We start from the raw sequence: 23,148 nt of genomic DNA on the forward strand, positions 1-23,148 counted from the left end.
TTATTGTAATTAACTTAAATGAAATTTCAGCCAATTAATGGCATCAAGTCTGATACTTAATAACATCCAACTTAAAAATTCAACAATGAAAAAAATCCTCTTAATACTTCCACTTCTTATCATCTCCTGCACAAAGAAAGATTCAGTCACCAAAACCACGGAAAACCAAGATTCTTTAAAAGCGTCCGATCAAATTGTGGTTGAAAATCTCGTGGAGCCCGTGGAACAGGGTGTGATTAAACTCAACGAAAATCCGACACTGAAGGAAGTCTCAAAAACATTCCGCGTACTTGAAGGCAATAAAATCGTAAAAACGCTCAATGGAGACATGATTCCTTTAAAAATCACAGAGGAATTCACCGCAGATCAATCCGAACTCATCCTCAAAATAAAAAATTTCAGCGGAAAAAAAATAAATGGACAAATTAATCCTTCAAATCCGCAGATGAACATTCGATTCAATCAGATCAAATTGCCAAACGGAACTCTGGATGGACCTTTCAGCCGGGATCTTGTTTACGATATTAAGGAAAGCGGAGAAATTTGGTTAATGATAGGGAAAAACAATATGGCCTCTGGTGAAACAACAGGAAAATTTAACGTAACGCTAAAGTAGGACAAAAAAAATCCATCATCAAGATGGATTTTACAAGTTTAAATAGGTTTTACATTATTCTGCAACTGCTTTTGCATTGATGAATCGCTCTGCCAAACCAGTCAAATATCCGTTTGTAGCTTTCTCATTATCCAGTGTTTCTGCCAATAATCTTTCCGCTTCTCTATGTCCCATGTGACTTGCGAAAACTTTTAAAGTTCCGTACGTCGCAATTTCGTAATGTTCTACTTTTTGTGCGGCTAAAACCAATCCGGCATCTCTGATCATGGTGTCTTTTGCTGTGTCTTCAATAATGGATCTGCCTTCTTTCAGAATTCCTTCCATTGCTTCGCATTTTACTCCCTCTGCTTTTTCTCCTAAACTTTCGAAAACTTTTTCTAATCTAGAAATATGTTGTTTTGTTTCCTCTGCATGCTTTTCAAAACCCTTCGCAAGTTCTTCACTGGTTGCTGCAGCCTGCATTTTTGGAAGATCTTTTAACAACGCGTTTTCCGCCCAATACAAATCTTTTAATTCGTCAACAAAAAATTTATGGAAGTCGGAGTTTTTCATTTTTTCAGATATCATAATATAAATTTTTAAGGTTAGACTTTTTTAGTGCAAGAAGCTTTCCATCGGCAACATTCTAAAGTTAATCTTATGTTAAAGACCTCATTTGGTCTAATTTCTGAATAGAAGGTTTTACCTAAAAAATTTAACAATATGAAAAATTTATTTTTATCCGCAGTCGTTGCTACCGCAACATTAGTAAGCTGTTCAACCGTTTCTTCTATTCTACAAAATACTTTTCCCTACAACGCTACTGTTTTGGTAACCGCTGGTTCACCTGCAAACGTACAGTTGTCTAACGTATCTGTAGCACAAAGTGTAAATCAATTGACAGGTTCCGGAGCCAATGTGAAAGATATTCGTGTATCTAATGCTACGGTTTCTGTAGATTCTAACAACAGTCTGGGAATGTTCAGCTCTGTAAAAATATATCTTTCTAACGGTGGAAGTAATGAAACTTTAGTTGCTTCCAGAGAATCTATTCCAGATAATGTAGGCAGTTCACTTTCATTAGACGTTAATTCTTCTCAACGATTTGATCAGTTGATGAAAGCAGGAAATGTACAAGCGAAAATGGTTTACGTTTTGAAAAAATCTCCGACTACAGATGTTTCTGTAAAAACTTCAATTGGATTTAATAGCGTTCCTATGACCAACTAAAAAATTTCGGAGCTTAAAGATTTTTTCTTTTTCCGAAGATCAGTCCGGCTTTCTCGGCTCGCTTCCCGCTCAAATGCAGCGGGAGAGCTCAAACAAACCGTTCAATCCGGGCTAGAAACAAAGTACACTTATATATACAAAAGCCAACGTTTATCGATGGCTTTTTGTGGTTCAAGGCGCAATCATTTTGTTAATTTGTCCCAGAATTTTTTCGCTTTCATATTTCAAGGCAAATAAATGTTCTCCTTGGAATTCTATAAAATGTTTCGGTTCTGGCGCGTTTCCGAACACTTTAATTCCTTGAGCATAAGGAACATCTTTATCTTCTTTACTATGAATAATAAGTTTTGGAATTTTTGTTATAGATTTAATGTCCTCCTTCGCTGAATAAGGTGAGACAAAATTGCTTTCGAGATAATCTTTATGTTCCGGCGCGTAAACCGCAGCGATGTCCCCAAAAGATGCAATGGTTCCTTCCAAAACCAAACCGCTGATTTCTGTCTCATGGTTTTTCGCTAAGTGAGTGGCGATTTGTGTCCCTATCGAGGCCCCGTAAATAATCTTTTTCGTGTTTTTAATGCCGTCCATTTTAGAGAGTTTCGTAAAGACTTTCTCTCCATCGGTAGCTATATTTTTATGTGTTGGTATTCCGCTCGATTTACCATACCCACGGAAAACCACCAAAATAACTTGAAAATTGTCATTGAGAAGCGGTGTTAAAATTGGACCGTAATTACTGATGTTTCCACCCGCACCATGAAAATAAAAAATGGTTGCCTTCGCGTTTTTTACAGGTTTCAAAATAATGGCATTAATCGTATCGCTTTCTACTGTAAATTGTATTTCTTGCTGATTCACCCATTCAATTGCTTTTAAATTTTTACTGGGAAAATAGAATTTGTCATCCATCTGCGCCTTAACGAAAATGAAATTAGCCACGATTAGAAGAAGTCCTAAGAATTTTGTTTTCATGTTGTTTAATTATGGTGCGAAAGTAAATTGATCGGCTTACTTCTCAAAAATAAAAATTCTGAATGGTATTATTCGCTTCCTGAATCGTCTGTTTTCAACAAGACAATTTTCTACAAAAAAATAACCGACAATTACTGCCGGTTATTTTTATATCAAGACCATAAGTCTATTATCTATCCTCTATTCGTCCCTACTTTCCACTTTTAAAATAAGCAATACCACACTCCAGGAATTTTTTGAAATCCTCTTTTGGCATATATCCCGAAATGGGTGTGTTGATCACTTTTCCGTCTGGAGAAACCAAAACGTAATGCGGTTGCGAGTTGTTATTGAAATTAATCTGTTGGAATAAACTCCATTTATCGCCAATTGTTTTAATTCGTTTTTTCTGACCATTACCCATGTCAATTGAAGTTTGCTCACTTTCTGGCAACTCTTCTTTATCATCTACATAAAGCGAGGCTAAAACAATTTCATTTTGAAGAATGGGTAGAATATCTGGTTCACTCCAAACAAATTCTTCCATCTTTCTGCAGTTTTCACACCCATAACCGGTAAAATCTACCAAAATGGGTTTATTTTCTTTTTTCGCAATTTCTAAAGCTTCAAAATAATCATGTGATGGTTGCATTCCTAAAATTCCATCTCCTTCTTTATGCAGATAGCTCACATTAATTGGAGGCAAAATTCCACTCAAGTTGGAAAGGGTAGGCCGTTCTGCAGGAAATAATCCCTGGATCAGATAAATCACAAATCCAATTCCAAGGACACCAAATAATTTTCTGGTCAAAGAAACTTTTGCTTTTTTATCATCATGTGGAAATCTAATTTTCCCGAAGAGATAGAGCACCAAAGCAATCGCAATGATAATCCAGATGAGAATAAATAATTCTCTCTTTAAAAAGAATGTTTTAGAAACCAAATCTGCTTTAGACAAGAATTTTAGCGCTAAACCTAATTCTATAAATCCTAAAACAACTTTCACAGTATTCATCCAACCACCAGATTTTGGCAAACTTTGCAATGCTTGTGGGAACAAAGCCAACAATCCAAAAACAATCGCCCAGCTTAATCCAAATCCAGCAAGCGCAAAAGTGAGCAACATGGGAACATTGGCAGAGCCCGTCACCGCACTTCCTAACAAACTTCCCAGGATTGGTCCGGTACAGGAAAAAGAAACAATCACCAAGGTTAAAGCCATGAAGAATATCCCGATAATTCCACCAGCATCTTCTGCCTTGGAGGATTTATTCGCAATGGAACTGGGTAAAGTGATATCATAATACCCGAAGAAACTCCCGGCGAAAAATATAAAAATGATAAAGAAAGTAACGTTCAGCCAAACGCTTGTAGAAATTTGATTGAAAATATTTCCTGCAATTCCATCAATAATATGAAAAGGAACGCTGAGCAAAACAAATATTAGAAGGATAAAAAATCCATATATGAATGCGTCTCTTTTGCCTTTTGAAGGATCTTTATTGCCTTTCGTGAAGAACGAAACGGTGAGTGGAATCATGGGGAAAACGCAGGGCGTTAATAAAGCAATCAATCCCCCAAAAAATCCTAATAATAAATAGGTCCAGAAATTTTCTGTATTTTGTTCTTGCGCAATTCCACAATCTGTTTGAGGATTCGCAAAATCCAGCGATTCTACTTTTAATCCTACTTGCGGTTTTGCAACAGCTTCAATACTTCCTGTTTCATCAACTTCGGCAGTCGTTAAAGTATCTGAATTCGTTAAAGGCAAGGAAGTGGCAGTTTCTTCGTTCGCCGAAGTTGGTAGAATTGTAGCGCTGCTTCCTGTTCCACTTACTTTTTGTTCAAATTCTAAAGTATTTGGAGCCAAGCAAACGCGATCATCACAAGTTTGGTACGTGATTTCAGCAATTACGGTAGCTGGCTTTTCATTATTCTTAAGTCTAAATTTCTGTTTGAACAGTACTTTGTTGGAGTAGTACACAATTTGCGCTCCGAATGCTTCAGAGAATTCTTCATACTTTTTCCCAACTTCTACAACCTTACCTACCAGAACAATTCCGTCTTTGGAACTGAGTTTCATTTCCGTGGGAATTCCAGAATCTTCAGGTAAATCCTGGGAGTAAATGTGCCAATTTTTCTCAATGGTGGCCGTTAAAACTGCCTCAAATTCATTATTTGGAAGTGAGTTGATATTGTATTTAAATTTTACTGGATCTTTAATTTGCGCAGAAAAAAATTGAATGCAAATCGCAAATAGAAATATCAGATATTTTTTCATTTTTACTTTTTTCAAATACTTATTTAGCCTGCAAAGATATTAAATACTACCAACTAAGCCGTTTCATACTGCCTATTGTAAAGATAGTTTACTCAGTTGTCTTCTATTCTACGCAAAGACAGAGGATTGCCGTTTTGAATTCCATTAATCTCCTTGGAATTGCAAGGAAATACCAACTGAAAATCTTCTTCATCATGAAAGATTCGCTCGTTATCTAAAATCATAATAGAACTCGACTCCAATTCTAAGTCTGGAGCATATTTGTTGACCTTATATTTCTGTGCTTTTCTGAACTCAATGGTAAACCAAGATCCTGCACCTTCGCCAGCAAACCATTTCGCTTGTGGAGACGGCGGATTCTGGGGAGACAATAAAACGTCTTTTAGAATTTTTCCTGCTTTTGGGTGTTCCACTTTTCCCGAGGATTTAGAAATGTTTGGGAAACCTAGAGCCGTTACGTTTAAAGTTGGACTTGCCGTCAAGGTATATTGCAAAATTAATTTCAAGGCAACAGTAATCTTTGGATTGCCTTTTAAGATAGTATTCCGCACAAATCTGGAACAATTCGTTCCTTTCAATATAAAGGGACCGTAAGGGATTGCTGATTGCTTCTGCATCTTCTCCGCCACCTCTTTTGCCCGCTGAAAGTTGATGGGAGTGTAAGAACTCCATAATCTACCATCGCCATGGCAAGCTTTCTTTTCAGCAAGTTCCGTGGTAATTTGGAAGAAATTGAGAATTTTTTGATTCTGAATTGTAGCTTTGGTTTTCAATTTTAGTTCACTATCTGTTTCCGCAGAACGAACTCTTCCAAAACCAAAAGGCGCATGATATCTGCCAAAATCGAAATAATGACATTCACCTTTTTCATCCACCAAAACCACGGCAGCATGTCCAACCTGATAATGATTGTTGGTTGTGATGTTTAAAAAATCCATGATTGGATTGTACCACGCTGCAGGTTGTTTACAAAAAGTTTCTGGCCAAGCTAAAGCGATGGCGAATCCATTTCTTCTTTTGTCCATAAAATTTTTGAGGTTGAATTGTTTAGAAGGTCATGATGGAAAAAAGTGTTTTCATTTGCACTCACACTAATTTGTGAAATACTGGTGGTTTGCTTCCCATCACTTCTTTTCATTAAAATATTCGTGGCTGATTCGCTGGTATGTTCTTGCTGATGAAAATGTAATAAATCACGTTCCTCCAGATTATTTTCAGCTAAAAATTTGGAAAACCAAATTTCTCTCTCTTCTCTTTTTTCCTTCGAATACAAAGTAGCTGAAGACCAAATCTTCGAAGTCTTGCGATTGAAATATTGAATTTGTTTCTCTGATCCATTCCACGAAATTTCTTCAATGGAAGTTTCAAAGTCTAAATTGAAAATGACCATGGTAAAAGGTGCTACATTTTCGAAAGAAGTTTCCTCTAGAAACTGCTCAGAATTTTCAAATTTAAAATGATTTAAAACCAATTTTCCTCTGCTTTCAGTATAATTTTCTTTCAAAGTAAATTTTTTTTCACTGCCATTAAGCACACAAATCACTCTATTCTTACCCATCACCAACCAAGTACCGCCTTTTAATTCATCTTTTGGAAATACAAGATTTTGCTGATGCAGCGTATACTCTTTCGGACTTAAAGTGGGGCGAGAAACGATCTCATCTCGAGAAGAAGTGAGTATAAAACCTTCCTTTTGCGGAATGAAAGTTAGTGTGCACATTGATTTCTAAATTTTTTGGTAGAAGGTGCAACGCCAAAATCTGCGGAAATGAGCTCTTCAAGTTTAAGTTCTATCAAGCCAATTTTTATTAAAGCTTGATGGTGAATGCTGTGTTCCAAAACATATAGTAATTCCCTTTGAAAACTACTTTTAAAATCCCCGAAGTCGGTTGCTACAATTACTTCATGGTCTGTATTTTCCATCAAAGAAATCCTAGAAATGAGGTCGTCGATTTGATTTTCGCAATATTGAGAATCATTTTCTAGTTGAAGATTTCTTTCTCTACAATCGTAATTAACCGAGTGGATTGGAGATTGGATTGCACAGTTGTAAAATTCTACCAAATGCCGAAAATGTTGACCAATCGTAGAACCATTAAAAACGGTAAGAGGTTTTATGTAATCAGAATTCTGCAATTTTTGGAGCAGAAGTTTGAGTTCATTTAAATTAGGAATAAGATTGTTGATCATAAATAGAATGTCAATGTTATTTGGAAGCAATCAAAGATTGCGATTTAGATTTTCGGCAAATTTTAAAAAATATTATGCCAATAAAATGCGGTGGAATGGTTCATCTCCTTTCGGTAAAAATCTTCGGTCCTGCCGGAGTGGAAGGACTCCCAATATTTGATCTTCCGCATCGCAAAGAAGGAAAACTTTTTCTTGAAGTAGAAGAGAAATTTTTTCGTCTTTAATAAATTTAGAAATTTTCTTTTTCCCCACCATCCCAAGCGGATAAAAGACTTCTCCTTCTTTTTTCGTTCTTAATTTTAAAGGCAAATGAATATTTTCTTTTCCAATTTTCCAATTAACTTTCCCAAGTACTGAAATTTCTTGGTGGATATTTTCGGGAATCAAAATTTCGCCTAAATTATTGATTTCAAGGTGTATTTCCACCTCATCAACTTGCACTACTTTCAATTCTTTGATAATTAAGAATTCACGGTCAACCGTCATTTGATGGCTTACGGATTTATAAATTTTACCAACCGCTGCATTTTGTAATTTTTCAAGCTCCACGGAACTGTTAAATCCGAACTTGCGCAGCATTTCAACTTGAACAAATTGACTTTGAGTAAAAAACTTTTCTTTCGCCACTAGAAAATATGAATCTTTCTGCGTAATGGTTTCATTTTCGATAAAGTGGATTTGCTCTTGTACAAACTGATTCGTTTGCTGAAGGTATGAAATACTTTTACCAAAATTAGAGAGAAAGTTTTCATTAACTTGCATCAGGTGAGGCACCACCTCATTTCTAATTTTATTTCGCAAATAGTCATTTTTCTGATTTGATAAATCTTCCCGAAATTCTATGTCATTCAACTTCGCACTTTTGTAAATATCCTCCTTGGAAAAATCCAATAAGGGTCTGAGTATCTTATTTTCGTTCGTAGGTATTCCACTTAACCCTTTAATTCCTGAAGCTTTTGATAAGTTGATGATAAATGTTTCCAACTCATCATTGAGGTGGTGCGCTGTAACAATAAAATTGAGATTTCTCTCTTCTAAAATTTGCTTAAAAAACGTATACCGAAGATTTCTTGCCCATTCTTGAATAGAATTTTTTGGTTGAAGATCATCTTCAGAAACTATATAGATATGAAGTGGAACGCTATTTTTTTTGCAATATTTTTCTACCAATTTTTGATCTTTAATAGACTCTTCTCCACGCAAATGATAGTTAATATGCGCTACCTCAAAATCCAAGTTCGAAATCTTGAAAAAATGCAGCAAAACCATCGAATCTGCACCACCACTAATTGCAAGCAAAAATTTTTGCTTTTCAGCTTCGGGGCAAATTCTTTTCAAGGCGCTTTTAAAGCTTTCTAAATTAAGCAATTTTTAAGGATTTTTTAAGGAACATTTAGCAAAGATAATTTTTCTGTACAAATCCAAAACCCTATTTTTGGAACACTAAAAATAAAAATTATGAACTTAGGAAAAATTGGAGCTGTTCTGGGAATGGCGGTAATGTTGACTTCTTGCGTAAGCCAAAAAAAGTTTGACGCCATGAATGAGAATTATAACCAATGTATTACCAATATTGGGGAGAGACAACGTGAAATCCAAGAATTGAAAGGTACAAATGCAGGTTTAACAAGTGAAAATGCTTTGCTTAATCGCCAGAATGATGCATTAAAATCTTCTTTGGATGCGTGTTTGGCGAACAGTGGAAAAGGATCCGCAAATATTGACAAATTAATTGGCGAGATTAATTCTTCTAACAAATACATCAAGCAACTGATTTCCACCAATTCTAAAAATGACAGTTTAAATTTAGCACTGTCTAATAAATTAAAACGTTCCCTAGATAACATTGCCGATGTAGACGTACAGGTGAAAGTTCTAAAAGGAGTGGTTTTAATTTCCCTCTCAGACAATATGCTATACAAAACTGGAGATTACAATGTTTTGCCTAATGCACAAGATGTTCTAGGTAAAGTTGCTCAAGTAATTAATGATTATGATACGTATTCTGTTTTGATTGAAGGAAATACAGATAATGTTCCTTTAAATTCTTCTACCGTACCGAAGGATAATTGGGACTTATCAGCTTTGAGAGCAACTTCTATGGCGAAATTACTTCAAACGAAATTTGGTGTAAATCCAGCGAGAATCACAGCCGGAGGAAGAAGTGAGTACAATCCGAAAACCACCAATGCTTCAGTTTCTGGACGAGCAGAAAACAGAAGAACAGAGATTATCATCATGCCTAAATTGGATGAATTCATGAAGTTGATGGACATCGCTCCTGTGAAAAACTAAGATTTTTTTTTCTTACATAGCAAACAAAGCGTCGCTGGAATTAATTTCCGGCGACGCTTTTTATTTTAAATGCTTAAATTTGAACTTAAAATAAGAAGGTATGAGTTTTTTTGAGCAACAATGTCCGGAGATGGATCGCTATTTAGAAAATCACACGTCTGAAGAACCTGCTTTATTAAAGCGATTGCGGAAAGAAACGTATCAAAAAACTACGCAACCTCACATGATTTCTGGTTATTTGCAAGGCAGATTTTTGAGTATTCTTTCTCAAATGGCGAAACCAAAAAGTATTTTAGAAATAGGAACTTTTACGGGTTACGCCACTTTGTGTTTAGCAGAAGGTTTGGCAAAAGATGGAAAAATTACAACCGTGGATGTGAACGAGGAGTTATCTTATTTGCCGAAAAAGTATTTCCAAGAAAGTGAATTTCGTGATCAAATTAATTTTCACTTAGAAGACGCAGCGCAATTTTTAAAGGAAACCACAGAAGATTTTGATTTCATTTTCATTGATGCAGACAAAGAGAATTATGTAGCATATTTTTTATTGCTGAAAGATAAAATTAAAAGTGGTGCAGTTCTCCTCTTTGATAATGTGCTCTGGTATGGAAAGGTTTTAGAAGAAAATCCAAAACAAAGATCCACCCAAATAATTCAGCAACTGAATGAGATGATTTCCAAAGACAATAATTTTGAAAATCTTATTTTACCTTTGCGAGATGGACTTCATATCGTTCGAAAAAAATAAAACTTTAGAAAAGCAGAATGGATATAGGAATTTGTACCGTTTCAGTCGCGGCACTTCGGCTAGAGCAATCTCATCAATCAGAGATGACCTCGCAAATTTTGTTTGGAGAAGCCGTAGATATTCTGGAAAGAGAGCGCAAGTTTACAAAAGTAAACATGCATTTTGATGGATATGAGGGTTGGGTTGATTCCAGTCAAATAAAATTAATCTCCGAAGAGCAATTTGAGCAGAGAAAAGTACAAATCGTTACCAATAATTTTGAGGTTCAAAAGCAAGAGGGAAAAAATATTTTGCTTTCCACAGGAAGCGAAATTGACGCTGAAAATCTGCCTTATTTTCTAAACGTAGATCAAATTGATATCCATGCAAAGGAGTTTCTCAACGTTCCTTATCTCTGGAGTGGAAGAAGTTTTTTTGGAGTAGATTGCAGTGGATTTATTCAGTTGCTTTATAAAATCCATGGGATTAATTTACCAAGAGAAGCACCTCAACAAGCAGAAAAAGGTGAGGTTTTAAGTTTTGTAGAGGAATGTAAAGCTGGAGATTTAGCATTTTTTGAGAATGAAGAAGGTGCAATTACCCATGTTGGGATGATGATTTCTACGCATCAGATTATACATGCTTCTGGCAAAGTTCGGATTGATTTCTTAGATTCTTCCGGAATTTTTAATAGCGAGTTAAAAAAGCACACGCACAAACTTCGTTTTATAAGAAGTATATTTTAAATTAAATCTTCTGAAGTTTATTCTAATAATTCCCAATGAAATCTCTATACAATTTATTTATTCCACTCCTGATTTTCGCTATGAAAATCGGTGCCATTTTTAACTATAAATTAAAGAAAGGTTTAGCGGGAAGAAGACAGAGTTGTGCGATAGTAAAAGCGAAATTTTCGGCAGAAGATGAGGTTATTTGGATGCATGCTGCAAGTTTAGGCGAATATGAACAGGGTTTACCTGTTTTGGAAAAGCTAAAACAGAAATTACCGACGCATAAAATTTTGATTACTTTTTTTTCTCCATCTGGTTACGATCATGTTATTAAGAAAAATACTATTGCAGATGCAATTTGCTACCTCCCTTTTGACACGGAAAATTGGGTGCAGGAATTTACGAACAACTTTAAAACAAAGATCTTTTTTACCGTCAAATATGACTATTGGTATCATTTATTAGAAAATTTGAAAAGTCAGGGTGCAAAAATTTATGTGGTTTCTGCCTATTTCTATGAAACGCAAGTCTTCTTTAAATTTTACGGAAGCTGGTTTGTGAAACAATTAAAAAAGAATGTAGACTGGTTTTTTCATCAGACCAAACATTCTACCGCCATAGCAAAAGCACGGGGCTTGAAAAACTCTTCTACGGCGGGAGATACGCGGTATGATCGTGTAAAACAATTACGAGAAAGAGATAATTCCGTAGAATATATTGATGAATTTAAAGACGGTCACAAAACCATAGTTTTTGGCAGTTCTTGGGAAGCAGAGGAAAGATTGGCAGAAATAATTGCCTCTAAAAACAGAAACATAAAAATCATCATTGCGCCCCATGATTTGCGCCGAGTAGATCACTTGCAAACTTTATTTCCCGCTTCACTTTTGTATTCTCAAATTACGGACAAACAATCTTCGTCACTTTCTAGTGTGAAAATTCTTATTATAGACTGCATTGGATTGCTCTCTAAACTTTATTCTTATGGCGATTTAGCAATTGTAGGTGGTGGTTTTCACGCAAAAGGACTGCATAATATTCTCGAAGCTGCTACTTTTGGAATTCCGGTTTTCTTCGGGAATCAATACACCAAAAATCCTGAAGCCGATGAATTGATCGCCAGAAATGGCGGAAAATGTTTTGAAGATGAATTCTTTGCCGCAGCTTATCTCACTGGATTTCTGCAAGATGACCAAAACCTGGAGAAAATGGGTAAGAATGCTGCAGATTTTATCAACTCGCAACCAATTGCGTCAGATGTGATTATAGATCATATTCTAAAAGAACAAAAAGTTTAATCCTCAATTAATTTTAGCGAAGTAATCCGTCACTCTTAATTTCTTTCAAAATCATATCGATATGATCTGGAATATTTTCTGGTTCAAACCAAGTGAAGAATAGTCCGTGATGGAGCGTCATTTCCTCCAAAGTTTTATTGGCTAGAATTTGTTTCTGAACATTTTCAAAATCTTCCCGCAGTTCTAAATGATAATCTGACTCTAATTTTTTAGTCAGGATTAAAGCTCGGAAAATTTTGGTCAAGAAATAGATATAAAGTTTGTAATGATCGCCACTCTTTGGTAAGTTTTTTAAAGTTTCAGTGATGAGCAGAAGATTTAGAGACACTTCTCCAAATTTATCCGTGGTTATTTTTGCGTGTTCAGTTATTTTTGAACTGACTTTCCGAATGTGGGTGAGGAAATATTTTGTTCTTCCATATCGCTTTGCCGCGGCAGAAACTTCCGTTTTGATGATGGATTCCAGCTGAGTTCGTTTATCATCAGCTGTTTCTGGATCTATCAATTCAAAGTACAACCGGTGAGAAAGAATTCTATCTTTTTTCAGCAAACGAATAATCAATTTGTCTTTTTCTTGCGGAGAAAAGGCTGAAATTGCCTGTTTAAATTCTTTGGAATATTCCATCAATTAAAGATTTTAGAATATTTTAGAAAACCGTTCATTGCCCAGTTTGCGGTATAATAAAAAGATTTTAACGTAGAAAAATGCATGTGATCTTTGTACACTAGATATTGATCTTTGATGATATTGGTTTTTTTTCTGGAGATGCTTGTGGCGTGCATTCTGTATTTTGCCATTGTTTTATTTAAGGGTTTTCCTAGAGGGATTTTCTTTAGTAAATTGAGCCACATCACGTGATCCTCTCTTTTGCTTCCTGCCGGAAAATATTCTTTGCCCACCCTTTCAGAATTGTACATGGAACTTAATAAAGACAACCTGCAGGTCTTTAATAAATTATCAAAAGTTACATCAGTATCTGCGTGGAAATCGCCGATTGCAGGCTTTAAATTTTCATCGCAGCGGGAATAATTGGAGTAGGCGAGTTCAGCATTTTCCTTTTTCATAAAATTTACCATTTCCTCCAAGAAATCAGGTTCCCAATAATCATCTGCGTCTAAAAAAGTAATGTACTTTCCTGCCGCTTTTTCCAAAGATATGTTTCTTGCTGCTCCAGCGCCAGAATTATGGTCGGTTTTTGATAATATAATTCTGGGATCACCAATATTTTTAATAATTTTTACTGACTCATCTGTGGAACAATCGTCAGTAATTAGCCACTCCCAATTTTGAAAACTTTGACTAAGAACTGAATGAATGGTTTCCTTCAAAAATTTTTCAGAATTAAAACAAGGGGTGATGATAGAAATTTCGGGCATAAATTTTTATTTCAAAGCAAATATAATTTAATATCTGTACAATTTAAAGAATTGATTTCTCTGAAATTGAGTCAAAGTAGAAGTACGTTTCACTCCGCAAAGATTTTTCCATTTCAAAACCTTAAATTTGTGCTTCATTTTAAATATAAGCAATGTTTTACGACCATCAATCGATTGAAAAGAAGTGGCAGAATTTCTGGAAAGAAAATCAAACCTATAAAACCTCCACAGAAACCGATAAGCAAAAATTTTATGTGCTCGATATGTTTCCCTATCCGTCTGGAGCGGGTTTGCATGTGGGGCATCCTTTAGGTTATATCGCTTCAGATATTTATGCCCGATACAAAAGACATGAAGGATATAATGTTTTGCATCCAATTGGGTACGATTCTTTTGGACTTCCAGCGGAGCAATATGCCATACAAACCGGTCAACATCCTGCATTAACCACAGAAGAAAATATTGCAAGATATGAGCAGCAAATGCGAAAAATTGGTTTTTCTTTCGATTGGAGCCGAGAATTTAAAACCTCAGATTCTTCTTATTATAAATGGACGCAATGGATTTTTATTCAATTGTTTGATTCTTGGTATAATAAGAAGACAGACAAAGCCGAGCCTATTCCGCAGCTGATTGAACATTTCCAAAACAAGGGTTCAGACGATTTATTAGCAGTTCAGAATGATGACCTTTCTTTCACTGCAGAAGATTGGAATAATGCAAGTGAAATAGATCAACAGGATATTCTGCTAAATTATCGATTGGCTTATCGTGCAGAAACTACGGTAAATTGGTGTCCAGGTTTAGGAACTGTTTTAGCCAATGATGAAGTGAAAGATGGAAAATCTGAACGGGGTAATTTTCCTGTTTTTCAAAAGAAAATGATGCAGTGGAGCATGAGAATCAGTGCTTATTCTGAAAGATTGTTGCAGGATTTAAATTCGATAGACTGGCCACAACCTTTGAAAGATGCGCAGGAATATTGGATCGGAAAATCGCAGGGAGCCTTGGTGACTTTTGATGTAGATAATTCTGCCGAACAAATTTCTGTTTTTACCACCCGACCTGACACCATTTTTGGAGCAACGTTTATTGTTTTAGCTCCAGAAAACCCTTTAGTTAAAAACTTTACCACAGTAAATAACCAAGATGAAGTCGACAACTATATTGAAGAAACTTCGAAAAGGACGGAGCGGGATCGTATGGCTGATGTTAAAAATGTGAGTGGAGCTTTTACAGGCAGTTTCGCGATCAACCCTTTCACGCAGGTAAAAATTCCGATTTATATTTCTGATTATGTTTTGATGGGATATGGAACGGGTGCAGTGATGGCGGTACCTGCGCATGATGAAAGAGATCATCGGTTTGCGAAGAAATTTGGTTTGCTGATCAAAAATGTGATCAAAAATGATAATGATATTCAATTAGAATCATTTGACTCCAAGGATTCAAAATGCGTGAATTCAGAATTTTTAAACGGACTGAATTACAACGATGCAAAAACATTAGTCATCAGTGAAATTGAAATACGAAAGATTGGTAATGGAACCACGAACTACAGACAGAGAGATGCTATTTTTTCTCGACAAAGATATTGGGGAGAACCAGTTCCAGTTTATTACAAGCAAGGAATGCCGTATTGCCTACCAACATCTTCGCTTCCTTTAGAACTGCCCGAAGTTGAAAAATATTTACCTACAGAAGATGGAGATCCACCCTTAGGCAATGCAAAAGAATTTGCTTGGGATGAGTTAAATGAGCGCGTAGTTTCTACAGATTTAATAGATAATAAAAAGGTGTTTCCTCTAGAATTATCCACGATGCCGGGTTGGGCAGGAAGTTCCTGGTATTTTTTAAGATACATGGATCCACACAATCAAGAAGAATTTGTGGAGAAGAGTTTAACAGAATATTGGGGGCAAGTTGATTTGTATATTGGGGGAAGTGAACATGCGACAGGACATTTGTTATACTCGAGGTTTTGGAACAAGTTTTTGAAGGACCGAGGCTTTATTTCGCAAGATGAACCGTTTAAGAAACTCATTAATCAAGGAATGATTTTGGGCATGAGTGCTTTTGTATTACGTATTGAAGGAACGAATCAATATGTTTCAAAAGCATTGGCAAAGGATTATCAAGTACAAAAAATGCACGTAGATGTTTCGCTTTTAAAAGGAGGAACGGACGAATTAGATACTGATCTTTTCAGAAATTGGAGACCGGAGTTTGAAGAAGCAGAATTTATTTTAGAAGACGGCAAGTACATTACAGAGCGAGAAGTAGAAAAAATGTCTAAATCGAAATATAATGTGGTTAATCCAGATGATATTTGTGAAGAATTCGGGGCTGATTGTTTGCGCATGTATGAGATGTTTCTTGGACCTTTAGAGCAATCTAAGCCGTGGAATACGCAAGGTTTAAGTGGGGTCTACGGATTTTTGAAAAAGTTTTATAATCTTTATTACAATGAAGATAACTTTTTGGTTTCTGATGAAGAACCCACCAAGGAAGAGTGTAAAATCCTGCACACCTTGATTAAAAAAGTAGTTTCGGACATTGATCAATTCTCCTTTAATACCTCGGTTTCATCCTTTATGATTGCTGTAAATGAGTTTCAAAAGCTGAAAACAAATAAAAGGGAGGTTTTAAAACCTTTAGCCATTTTACTTTCACCTTACGCGCCACACATCAGCGAGGAACTTTGGGAGAAATTAGGTCATGAGCAGACTATTGAATTTGAAAAATTCCCGATATTTGAGGAAAACTATCTGGTAGAGGATGAAATTCATTATCCAGTAAGTTTTAATGGCAAGATGAAATTCAAATTAACTTTGCCTGCACACTTAAAAATTACTGAAATAGAGGAAATCGTCAGTAAAAACGAACAGATTTTAAACCAATTGGCAGGAATTATTCCTAAGAAAATCATCATTGTCCCGAAAAAAATCATTAACATTGTGAGCTGGTAAAATATTTATAAAAAAATATTCTAAAGCAATCGTAAAAATAAGTCCCATATTTCTTTGAATTTTTAAGAGTCTAATTGATTACAGAGATTATCATCAGTAATAATTACTATTTTTATTAATCTTGCAATTACATTTTTTGTTGATTCAAATTAAAATCAATGCAATAGTTGGTAAACACTTGCATTATTAAATATTTTGACTTTATTTTACAGCACTAAAAATTTAAAAAATAACAATTATAATTTAGTTAAGTATGGAAATGAATGTTTCAAACAACGAGCACGTAGATGTTGCACCAAAGAAAAAAGGAGGATTAAATCCTACTTTCATCTTACCAATTTTATTACTAGTAGGTATTGCAATCTACATTTTTATTTTAGGAAGCCCAAATAACTTCGAGCAAGATGCTAGAACGGCAGGAGCTGCTTCACTAGCGTTTACTGATATTGATGTTAAGGAATTAACGCCAAGTTCATTTATGGGGATTGTTTACATGGGTGGAGTTATTGTACCGGTATTAATTACTTTTATGGTAATTGTGATTGTGTTTTCTTTTGAAAGATATTTCGTTTTAAGAAAAGCATCTGGAGCTGGGAACTTAGATAACTTCGTTGTAAAAATTAGAAGTTTACTAAATCAAAATAAAATTGATGAAGCAATTGAAGAATGTGATAGACAACAAGGTTCTGTAGGGAATGTTGTAAAAGAAGGTCTTACCACATATAAAGCTTTAGCACACGATACTACCTTGTCCAAAGAGCAAAAAATGGTAGCATTAAATAAGGCGATTGAAGAGGCAACTACTTTGGAGATGCCAATGTTAGAGAAAAACATGATGATTCTTTCTACTTTAGGTACAGTTGCAACTTTGGTAGCTTTACTAGGAACAGTAATCGGAATGATTAAAGCGTTCTTTGCCTTAGGTTCTGGTGGAGGTACTCCAGATGCAGCCGCATTATCAATTGGTATTGCAGAAGCATTGATTAATACTGCTTTAGGTATTGGTACATCTGCAATTGCAATTATTCTTTACAATTACTTTACTTCTAAAATTGATGGATTGACTTACAAGATTGACGAAATCGCAATGTCTATCCAGCAGTCTTTCGCTGAATTTCACTAAGATTTGAGGCAAAATTTTGCATATAAAATTGCAAATTATTTAGAAGTATTAATTAAAAATTTAAGTTACAAATGGCGAGAGTTAAACCAAAAAGACATGGGATAATAACCGATATGACCGCGATGTGCGACGTAGCGTTTCTATTACTCACGTTCTTTATATTGACCACCCAGTTTAAGAAACCGGATGTGGAGCAAATAAAACCGCCGTCTTCGATATCAGAGAAATTATTACCTGATGCAAGTTTGATGACTGTAAATATTACCCCACAAGGGAAATTCTATTTTCAACCCGTAGAAAATGGTACCGAAAGATTAAAGCTTTTGGACAATATGGGACAGAAATATGGAGTTACTTTTACAAATAATGAAAAAGTAGCATTTACAAATGTTCAGGCAGTTGGAGTTCCAATGTCTCAACTAAAAAGTTATCTGAACTTGTCCCAAGATGAGCAGAAAGATTATATAAGTCCAACCGGTATTCCGATGGACAGTACAAAAAGAGAATTAATTGATTGGGTTGAACAAAGTTTAGCAGTAAATCCAGGCTATAAAATGGCTGTGAAAGGAGATGTGCAAACAGAATACCCGAAGGTTAAATATTTATTTGAAGGTTTAAGAGATATCGATTTTCTTAAATTCTGGCTGATCACGTCCCAAGAAGGAAAAAACTAACGAACATTAATCATTAGAAATGGCAGAAGTACAAGTACAGGAAAAAGGCGGGGACGGCGGTAAAGTACGCTCGAAAAAGCAGAATACCAGAGTAGATATGACACCAATGGTGGATTTAGGATTTTTATTAATTACTTTCTTTATGTTTACTACTACTTTTAGTAAACCGAATGTGATGGATCTTGGTTTGCCGGCAAAACCTAAAGAGAATATGCCGAAACCACCACCAACTGAAGTTGATCTTAAAAATTCTATCACTTTAATCATTGGTAAGAATAATAGAATATTTTATCATCAGTTAGATCAAGCGGGCCTCAATGATGAGACTTTACAAGAAACAACTTTTGATAGAGAAGGGATTACAAAAGTAATTGAGAGAGCAAAAGCTGGAGCTATAAAACAGGATATTTTTACTGTTATTATTAAGCCGACAGATGATGCGGTATATAAGAATTTTGTAGACATTTTAGATGAAATGGCAATTACCAAAAACGAACGATATGGGGTAACCGATATTAAAGATTGGGAAGATGCAATTTATCAAAGAAAGGTAGCGGATTCCGCTCCTGCAGCTGCAGAAGTAAAATAATTACATAATTTAATTACAAATGGCAAACGAAGGACAAAACGATAGTAATCTTTCCCTAGACGAACTCGTATTTGAAAATAGAAATAAGGAATATGGTGCTTATGATTTAAGAACTACGTATCCAAGAATGTTAACGAAAGCTTTCATTATTGGAACGGTGTTATTCTTGATCATGGCAATGTCTCCGCTAATTTATAGCACTATAAAAAGACTTACTGAACCAGAAAAGGTAGAGGTACAAGCTGAATTGGTGAATATTTTGGAAGAGGATCCTATTATTGAAGAGGTGAAAGAGGAAGAACCACCTCCACCACCGCCTCCAAAAGAAGAAGAACAACAAGAAGTTATTCAGAATGTAGTACCGGAACCAGTGAAAGCGCCTAAAGTGGAAACTCCACCGCCGCCAATTACTAAGCAGTTGGAAACAACTACAGGTTTGGTTGCTCAAGAAGGGGTAAAAACTCCGGTTTATACGCCACCCCCACCGCCAGCGGGACCAACTAAATCAACTACAGTTGAAGTTAAACCACAGGTTTCCGCAACGCAAGTTTATACGGAAGTAGAGCAGTTAGCAGAATTTCCAGGAGGAATTAACTCTTTCCGATCCAAAGTTCAAAACAGTTTTGATGTTGATGCAATGGAGGGAGATGAAGGTAAAGTAACTACAGAAATTACTTTCGTTGTAGAAAGAGATGGAAGTATTACTGATGTAAAAGCCAATGGAGGTAATTCTGACTTTAATGCAGAAGCAATGAGAACCATTAAATCCATTAAAAATAAATGGTCTCCAGCAAAAATTAATGGTCAGGCGGTAAGATACCGTTTCAGGTTGCCATTAACAATGCAGTTCGAGTAAGTACTCACTCACATTATCATAGAAAGAGAAGCATTTGCTTCTCTTTTTTTAATTTTTTTGTATTTTTGTTTTATGATGTTTCACTGGCTCTCCCTCGTTACTGGTTTTTTCTATATTATTTTAGGAATAGCAGTAATTATTTATAAATTCTTCATTATTTTTTTAGAACCGAATATCGCTTATCCTTTGGGTGGGCTGCTTATTTTATATGGTTTATTCAGAATCGGAAGAGCAATATATAGAATTAGACAAAAATGAGAAAAATTCACATCGCGCTACTGTTTATGATTGTAGCCATTACAGTTTCATGCAAAAAATCCCAGGAAAAATTAGATGATCCTCACCAAGGTAGTATAACTATCGCAGTGGATGAATCTTTCCGTAGTGTTTCTGAAGCCCTCACTGAAAGGTACATGGCGTTATATCCCGACGCCAAAATTAAATTAGAAGTTAAAAAGGAAGACTTAGCACTTTTGGATCTTTTGGAAAAAAAGGTACGAGTTATCGTAATGTCTCGTGAATTAAATGAGAAAGAAAAGCAGGCCTTTAGAGAAAAAGTGAGAGATGATATACAACCCGCGAAATTTGCGGCTGATGCTGTCGTCTTTATCGTTCCAAAAAACAGTACGAGAGAGTCCATATCTGTCGAGGAGATTAAAGCAGAGTTAAATTCTGACAGTAAGAATATAATTTTTGATGGTACTAATTCGAGCAACTTAAATTTTGTCGCACAGAAGATAGGGGTCAATCCTGAAAATCTAAAATTTTCCATTATTAGTGGAAATAAAAATGTGTTGCAGGAAATAAGTAACTATCCTACTAAGATTGGCGTTATCAGCTTAAACACGATTAGCAGACCGTATAACAACGAAATGCAAAAACTTAAAGAATCTGTTAAAATCCTTCCTGTGGTCAATAAGGGAAAATCTTATCAGCCAGAACTTGAAAATTTAAAAGATATGTCTTATCCATTTACCAGAGTACTTTATTTTTTAACATATGAAAATTATTATGGTTTAGGTAATGGGTTTATTAGATTTTCTTGTCAAAACCTGGGTCAAATCATTGTGGAAAAAGAAGGGTTACAACCTTATAATATATTTAAAAGAGAAGTTCAAATGCGTTAATGAATCATAAAAATAGCAGAATTGTTGACCATAATTTAAATTGGTATAATAATTGGGTGTTTTTTGACTCAGAATGATTAATCTTAAACAATTAAAATGAAAAATAGAATGAATTTAACAAAGAAAGCTGCTTTAGGACTCGCTGTTGGTTTTTTTACCAACTTCGCTTTCGGGCAGACTCTTCAAGAGGGAGTAGCAAATGCAGACAGTCATAAATATGCAAAAGCAAAAGAAGTTTTTAATCAGATGATTACAAAATCACCAACTGCTGAGAACTACTTTTATTTAGGTAACTCCTACTTAACTCAGTTTGAACCAAATTTTGAGGCTGCTGAACAAAATTTTAATAAAGGTCTAGAAGCCGACAAAAAAAGTAATCTAAATCGGATTGGGTTAGCTTCTGTAAAATTAGGTAAAGGAAATACATCTGGTGTTTCAGAAATAGCAGGTATTGTAAAAGATGCTAGAGATAAAGATGCAGAAGTATTGTATAGAGCAGCAGAAGCTTTAACCTTATTTGGTGGAGCAAAGAATGCAGATGTTGCAATTGATTATTTAAATAGAGCAGTTGAGAAATCTCAAAAAAATGGAACCCCAGCCAATTATTATTATACTTTAGGTGATGCGTACAGATTAAAACTGACAAATAGCCCACAAGTTGCAGGTTCAGCTATGACGGCCTATGATAAAGCACTACCTATAGCAAAAAATAAAGCATCTGTTTTTACAAGAATTGGAACATTGTGGATGCAAGCACAGCAATGGCAAAAAGCTAAGGAAAGTATTGACCGGGCAATTTCAGCAGATCCTACTTATGCTCCCGCTTATAAAGCGATGGCTGGATATGACATTAAATATCAGAAAAATGCATTGGCAACGCAAGACCTTTTAAATTATGCAAAATATGCTGATGAAGATTCTGATACGCAGTTGGAAATTTCCAAATTGTTTTTCACGAATGAAGATTACGCTAACTCCAAATTATATTTGGATAAAGTATTTGATAAAGTAACAGATCCAATCAAATATAAGTTGCGTGCATATTTATTATATGCTGATCAGGAGTATACTGGAGCTAAATCTAATATGGATGAATTTATATCCAAAGCAGATAAAAGTAGAGTACAAGCAGCTGATCAAGGATTACTTGGTCTGATAGCGGCAGGGTTAGCAGAAAAAGAAACAGATGCAACTAAAAAAGCAGCTTATCTTTTGACGGCTCAGCAAAAAGTAGCAATTGCGAAAGCAGCTAAAGATGAGACATTAAATTGGGATGCAGAGCTTATTAAAATTAAAGGTGGCGGTGGAATTACGCAGGCAAGCATCGAGAAAGGACCTACAACTCCAGCCATCGAAGCTGCAAAAGTTAAAGTAGCGGCAAATCCGCAGGATACAAATGCTTTATTTGAATTAGCAAATGCTTATCAAGCAGCGAAAAATTTCAATGGTGAAATACAAGCTTGGCAAAAGATGAGTGGATTGCTTCCTGATTGGGCGCCATCTTACTATAGTCAAGGAATAGCTTATCAGCAAATTGAAAAATACGAATTGGCAAATATTGCTTTTCAGAAGTATCTGGATGTTATCAATCCAGCAGATGCCGAGACGAATAGAAAAGCGCTATCATACGCGTATTATACTATTGCAGAATCTGTAAAGAATTCTGATCCAATGAAAGCAAAAGAAAACTTGGATAAAGCGATCATGTATGATCCAACATCTACAAGTGCTCTTCAACTGAAACAAAAGCTCAATAAGTAATATTATTTGAAATAAAGATCCCACTGTAAAGTGGGATTTTTTTTTGCGCGTACATTTATGTAGAATGTTGGTGCATATCTAATTAATTATTAATCAAAAATTTTTCGAGTGTGGTTAAATCTACAATGTGGAATTGTAATTCAATTTAGGTGACTTTACTGAAGCTTCCTTTACTTAAGGCTCATATTAATGGGCGATTCATCACTTCTAAAAAATTGTTATCCGCGTATAAAGTTTTTTTAATAAGTAGCATAGGTTACAAAACCACCACCATGAGCTTGTGTTTTTTGTTTGGTATTTAGTTAGTAGAAGTTGGATTTATTGCGATTAGACTGCAGATTGATATTAAAAGAGGTTAAAATGAGTAATGTGGA

22 protein-coding genes are annotated in these 23,148 nt (G+C 35.3%); 13 read left to right on the forward strand and 9 right to left on the reverse strand.

Features of this window, described 5'->3' with window-relative positions; genetic code table 11:
* Positions 1–85: 85 nt before the first annotated feature.
* Positions 86–616, forward strand: coding sequence for a hypothetical protein (locus tag RCH13_RS07735; protein WP_326986663.1), 531 nt, complete (start codon positions 86–88; stop codon positions 614–616).
* A gap of 54 nt (positions 617–670) precedes the next feature.
* Here RCH13_RS07735 and RCH13_RS07740 read toward each other — a convergent pair whose 3' ends face one another.
* The gene (locus tag RCH13_RS07740; RefSeq protein ID WP_326986664.1) at positions 671–1,168 is read right to left on the reverse strand and encodes a YciE/YciF ferroxidase family protein; all 498 of its coding nucleotides are present in this window, start codon (positions 1,166–1,168) and stop codon (positions 671–673) included.
* Positions 1,169–1,318: 150 nt separating this feature from the next.
* On the opposite strand from RCH13_RS07740, the gene RCH13_RS07745 reads away from it, so the two are divergent.
* The gene (locus tag RCH13_RS07745) at positions 1,319–1,825 is read left to right on the forward strand and encodes a hypothetical protein (RefSeq protein ID WP_326986665.1); all 507 of its coding nucleotides are present in this window, start codon (positions 1,319–1,321) and stop codon (positions 1,823–1,825) included.
* Positions 1,826–1,996: 171 nt separating this feature from the next.
* Here RCH13_RS07745 and RCH13_RS07750 read toward each other — a convergent pair whose 3' ends face one another.
* From RCH13_RS07750 to tilS, 6 genes are all read right to left on the reverse strand, one after another.
* Positions 1,997–2,797: an alpha/beta hydrolase gene (locus RCH13_RS07750; RefSeq protein WP_326986666.1), complete on the reverse strand. Its 801-nt coding sequence runs from the start codon at positions 2,795–2,797 to the stop codon at positions 1,997–1,999.
* Between the two features lie 190 nt (positions 2,798–2,987).
* Positions 2,988–5,057 carry a protein-disulfide reductase DsbD family protein gene (locus tag RCH13_RS07755; protein WP_326986667.1) on the reverse strand — a complete coding sequence of 690 codons (2,070 nt, stop codon included), beginning with the start codon at positions 5,055–5,057 and terminating at the stop codon, positions 2,988–2,990.
* 92 nt (positions 5,058–5,149) lie between these two features.
* Positions 5,150–6,082 carry a DUF6695 family protein gene (locus RCH13_RS07760; RefSeq protein WP_326986668.1) on the reverse strand — a complete coding sequence of 311 codons (933 nt, stop codon included), beginning with the start codon at positions 6,080–6,082 and terminating at the stop codon, positions 5,150–5,152.
* A complete protein-coding gene (locus tag RCH13_RS07765; protein WP_326986669.1) occupies positions 6,046–6,777 on the reverse strand; it encodes an NRDE family protein in 732 nt (243 codons plus the stop codon). The genes RCH13_RS07760 and RCH13_RS07765 overlap by 37 nt, the downstream gene beginning before the upstream one ends.
* A complete protein-coding gene (locus tag RCH13_RS07770) occupies positions 6,765–7,277 on the reverse strand; it encodes a hypothetical protein (protein WP_326986670.1) in 513 nt (170 codons plus the stop codon). Before RCH13_RS07770 ends, RCH13_RS07765 begins: the two co-directional genes overlap by 13 nt.
* A 42-nt stretch (positions 7,278–7,319) precedes the next feature.
* Positions 7,320–8,615 (reverse strand): tRNA lysidine(34) synthetase TilS, encoded by a 1,296-nt coding sequence (gene tilS / locus RCH13_RS07775; RefSeq protein ID WP_326986671.1) that lies wholly within the window; start codon positions 8,613–8,615, stop codon positions 7,320–7,322.
* Between the two features lie 90 nt (positions 8,616–8,705).
* Between tilS and RCH13_RS07780 the strand changes: the two genes are divergently transcribed.
* The 4 genes from RCH13_RS07780 to RCH13_RS07795 all read left to right on the forward strand — a co-directional run bounded on the left by RCH13_RS07780 (position 8,706) and on the right by RCH13_RS07795 (position 12,298).
* Entirely contained in the window at positions 8,706–9,542 is an 837-nt protein-coding gene (locus RCH13_RS07780; protein WP_326986672.1) for an OmpA family protein, read from the forward strand.
* Between the two features lie 100 nt (positions 9,543–9,642).
* Positions 9,643–10,290 carry an O-methyltransferase gene (locus RCH13_RS07785; protein ID WP_326986673.1) on the forward strand — a complete coding sequence of 216 codons (648 nt, stop codon included), beginning with the start codon at positions 9,643–9,645 and terminating at the stop codon, positions 10,288–10,290.
* Between the two features lie 17 nt (positions 10,291–10,307).
* Positions 10,308–11,015, forward strand: coding sequence for a C40 family peptidase (locus tag RCH13_RS07790; protein ID WP_326986674.1), 708 nt, complete (start codon positions 10,308–10,310; stop codon positions 11,013–11,015).
* Between the two features lie 35 nt (positions 11,016–11,050).
* The gene (locus RCH13_RS07795; protein ID WP_326986675.1) at positions 11,051–12,298 is read left to right on the forward strand and encodes a 3-deoxy-D-manno-octulosonic acid transferase; all 1,248 of its coding nucleotides are present in this window, start codon (positions 11,051–11,053) and stop codon (positions 12,296–12,298) included.
* 13 nt (positions 12,299–12,311) lie between these two features.
* Here RCH13_RS07795 and RCH13_RS07800 read toward each other — a convergent pair whose 3' ends face one another.
* Positions 12,312–12,923: a deoxyuridine 5'-triphosphate nucleotidohydrolase gene (locus RCH13_RS07800; RefSeq protein ID WP_326986676.1), complete on the reverse strand. Its 612-nt coding sequence runs from the start codon at positions 12,921–12,923 to the stop codon at positions 12,312–12,314.
* On the reverse strand, positions 12,923–13,675 hold the full coding sequence (locus RCH13_RS07805) for a glycosyltransferase family 2 protein (protein WP_326986677.1): 753 nt from the start codon (positions 13,673–13,675) through the stop codon (positions 12,923–12,925). The genes RCH13_RS07800 and RCH13_RS07805 overlap by 1 nt, the downstream gene beginning before the upstream one ends.
* A 152-nt stretch (positions 13,676–13,827) precedes the next feature.
* On the opposite strand from RCH13_RS07805, the gene leuS reads away from it, so the two are divergent.
* The 7 genes from leuS (at position 13,828) to RCH13_RS07840 (ending at position 22,774) form a co-directional block, all read left to right on the forward strand.
* The gene (gene leuS / locus RCH13_RS07810) at positions 13,828–16,644 is read left to right on the forward strand and encodes a leucine--tRNA ligase (RefSeq protein WP_326986678.1); all 2,817 of its coding nucleotides are present in this window, start codon (positions 13,828–13,830) and stop codon (positions 16,642–16,644) included.
* 253 nt (positions 16,645–16,897) lie between these two features.
* Positions 16,898–17,767 (forward strand): MotA/TolQ/ExbB proton channel family protein, encoded by an 870-nt coding sequence (locus RCH13_RS07815; protein WP_326986679.1) that lies wholly within the window; start codon positions 16,898–16,900, stop codon positions 17,765–17,767.
* A 71-nt stretch (positions 17,768–17,838) separates the two neighbouring features.
* Positions 17,839–18,441, forward strand: coding sequence for an ExbD/TolR family protein (locus RCH13_RS07820; protein WP_326986680.1), 603 nt, complete (start codon positions 17,839–17,841; stop codon positions 18,439–18,441).
* 19 nt (positions 18,442–18,460) lie between these two features.
* The gene (locus RCH13_RS07825) at positions 18,461–19,030 is read left to right on the forward strand and encodes an ExbD/TolR family protein (RefSeq protein ID WP_326986681.1); all 570 of its coding nucleotides are present in this window, start codon (positions 18,461–18,463) and stop codon (positions 19,028–19,030) included.
* A 19-nt stretch (positions 19,031–19,049) separates the two neighbouring features.
* Entirely contained in the window at positions 19,050–19,886 is an 837-nt protein-coding gene (locus RCH13_RS07830) for an energy transducer TonB (RefSeq protein WP_326986682.1), read from the forward strand.
* A 254-nt stretch (positions 19,887–20,140) separates the two neighbouring features.
* A complete protein-coding gene (locus tag RCH13_RS07835; protein ID WP_326986683.1) occupies positions 20,141–21,013 on the forward strand; it encodes a PstS family phosphate ABC transporter substrate-binding protein in 873 nt (290 codons plus the stop codon).
* A 108-nt stretch (positions 21,014–21,121) separates the two neighbouring features.
* Positions 21,122–22,774, forward strand: coding sequence for a tetratricopeptide repeat protein (locus RCH13_RS07840; protein ID WP_326986684.1), 1,653 nt, complete (start codon positions 21,122–21,124; stop codon positions 22,772–22,774).
* Positions 22,775–23,148 lie beyond the last annotated feature (374 nt).

This window comes from Chryseobacterium sp. MP_3.2 (genome assembly GCF_035984805.1).
Taxonomy (GTDB): domain Bacteria; phylum Bacteroidota; class Bacteroidia; order Flavobacteriales; family Weeksellaceae; genus Kaistella.

Excerpts from the sequence above, each read along its gene's own strand:
- RCH13_RS07735 (WP_326986663.1), top strand. The coding sequence starts at position 86 with ATGAAAAAAATCCTCTTAATACTTCCACTTCTTATCATCTCCTGCACA.
- RCH13_RS07740 (WP_326986664.1), bottom strand. The coding sequence starts at position 1,168 with ATGAAAAACTCCGACTTCCATAAATTTTTTGTTGACGAATTAAAAGAT.
- RCH13_RS07745 (WP_326986665.1), top strand. The coding sequence starts at position 1,319 with ATGAAAAATTTATTTTTATCCGCAGTCGTTGCTACCGCAACATTAGTA.
- RCH13_RS07750 (WP_326986666.1), bottom strand. The coding sequence starts at position 2,797 with ATGAAAACAAAATTCTTAGGACTTCTTCTAATCGTGGCTAATTTCATT.
- RCH13_RS07755 (WP_326986667.1), bottom strand. The coding sequence starts at position 5,057 with ATGAAAAAATATCTGATATTTCTATTTGCGATTTGCATTCAATTTTTT.
- RCH13_RS07760 (WP_326986668.1), bottom strand. The coding sequence starts at position 6,082 with ATGGACAAAAGAAGAAATGGATTCGCCATCGCTTTAGCTTGGCCAGAA.
- RCH13_RS07765 (WP_326986669.1), bottom strand. The coding sequence starts at position 6,777 with ATGTGCACACTAACTTTCATTCCGCAAAAGGAAGGTTTTATACTCACT.
- RCH13_RS07780 (WP_326986672.1), top strand. The coding sequence starts at position 8,706 with ATGAACTTAGGAAAAATTGGAGCTGTTCTGGGAATGGCGGTAATGTTG.
- RCH13_RS07785 (WP_326986673.1), top strand. The coding sequence starts at position 9,643 with ATGAGTTTTTTTGAGCAACAATGTCCGGAGATGGATCGCTATTTAGAA.
- RCH13_RS07790 (WP_326986674.1), top strand. The coding sequence starts at position 10,308 with ATGGATATAGGAATTTGTACCGTTTCAGTCGCGGCACTTCGGCTAGAG.
- RCH13_RS07795 (WP_326986675.1), top strand. The coding sequence starts at position 11,051 with ATGAAATCTCTATACAATTTATTTATTCCACTCCTGATTTTCGCTATG.
- RCH13_RS07800 (WP_326986676.1), bottom strand. The coding sequence starts at position 12,923 with ATGGAATATTCCAAAGAATTTAAACAGGCAATTTCAGCCTTTTCTCCG.
- RCH13_RS07805 (WP_326986677.1), bottom strand. The coding sequence starts at position 13,675 with ATGCCCGAAATTTCTATCATCACCCCTTGTTTTAATTCTGAAAAATTT.
- leuS (WP_326986678.1), top strand. The coding sequence starts at position 13,828 with ATGTTTTACGACCATCAATCGATTGAAAAGAAGTGGCAGAATTTCTGG.
- RCH13_RS07815 (WP_326986679.1), top strand. The coding sequence starts at position 16,898 with ATGGAAATGAATGTTTCAAACAACGAGCACGTAGATGTTGCACCAAAG.
- RCH13_RS07820 (WP_326986680.1), top strand. The coding sequence starts at position 17,839 with ATGGCGAGAGTTAAACCAAAAAGACATGGGATAATAACCGATATGACC.
- RCH13_RS07825 (WP_326986681.1), top strand. The coding sequence starts at position 18,461 with ATGGCAGAAGTACAAGTACAGGAAAAAGGCGGGGACGGCGGTAAAGTA.
- RCH13_RS07830 (WP_326986682.1), top strand. The coding sequence starts at position 19,050 with ATGGCAAACGAAGGACAAAACGATAGTAATCTTTCCCTAGACGAACTC.
- RCH13_RS07835 (WP_326986683.1), top strand. The coding sequence starts at position 20,141 with ATGAGAAAAATTCACATCGCGCTACTGTTTATGATTGTAGCCATTACA.
- RCH13_RS07840 (WP_326986684.1), top strand. The coding sequence starts at position 21,122 with ATGAATTTAACAAAGAAAGCTGCTTTAGGACTCGCTGTTGGTTTTTTT.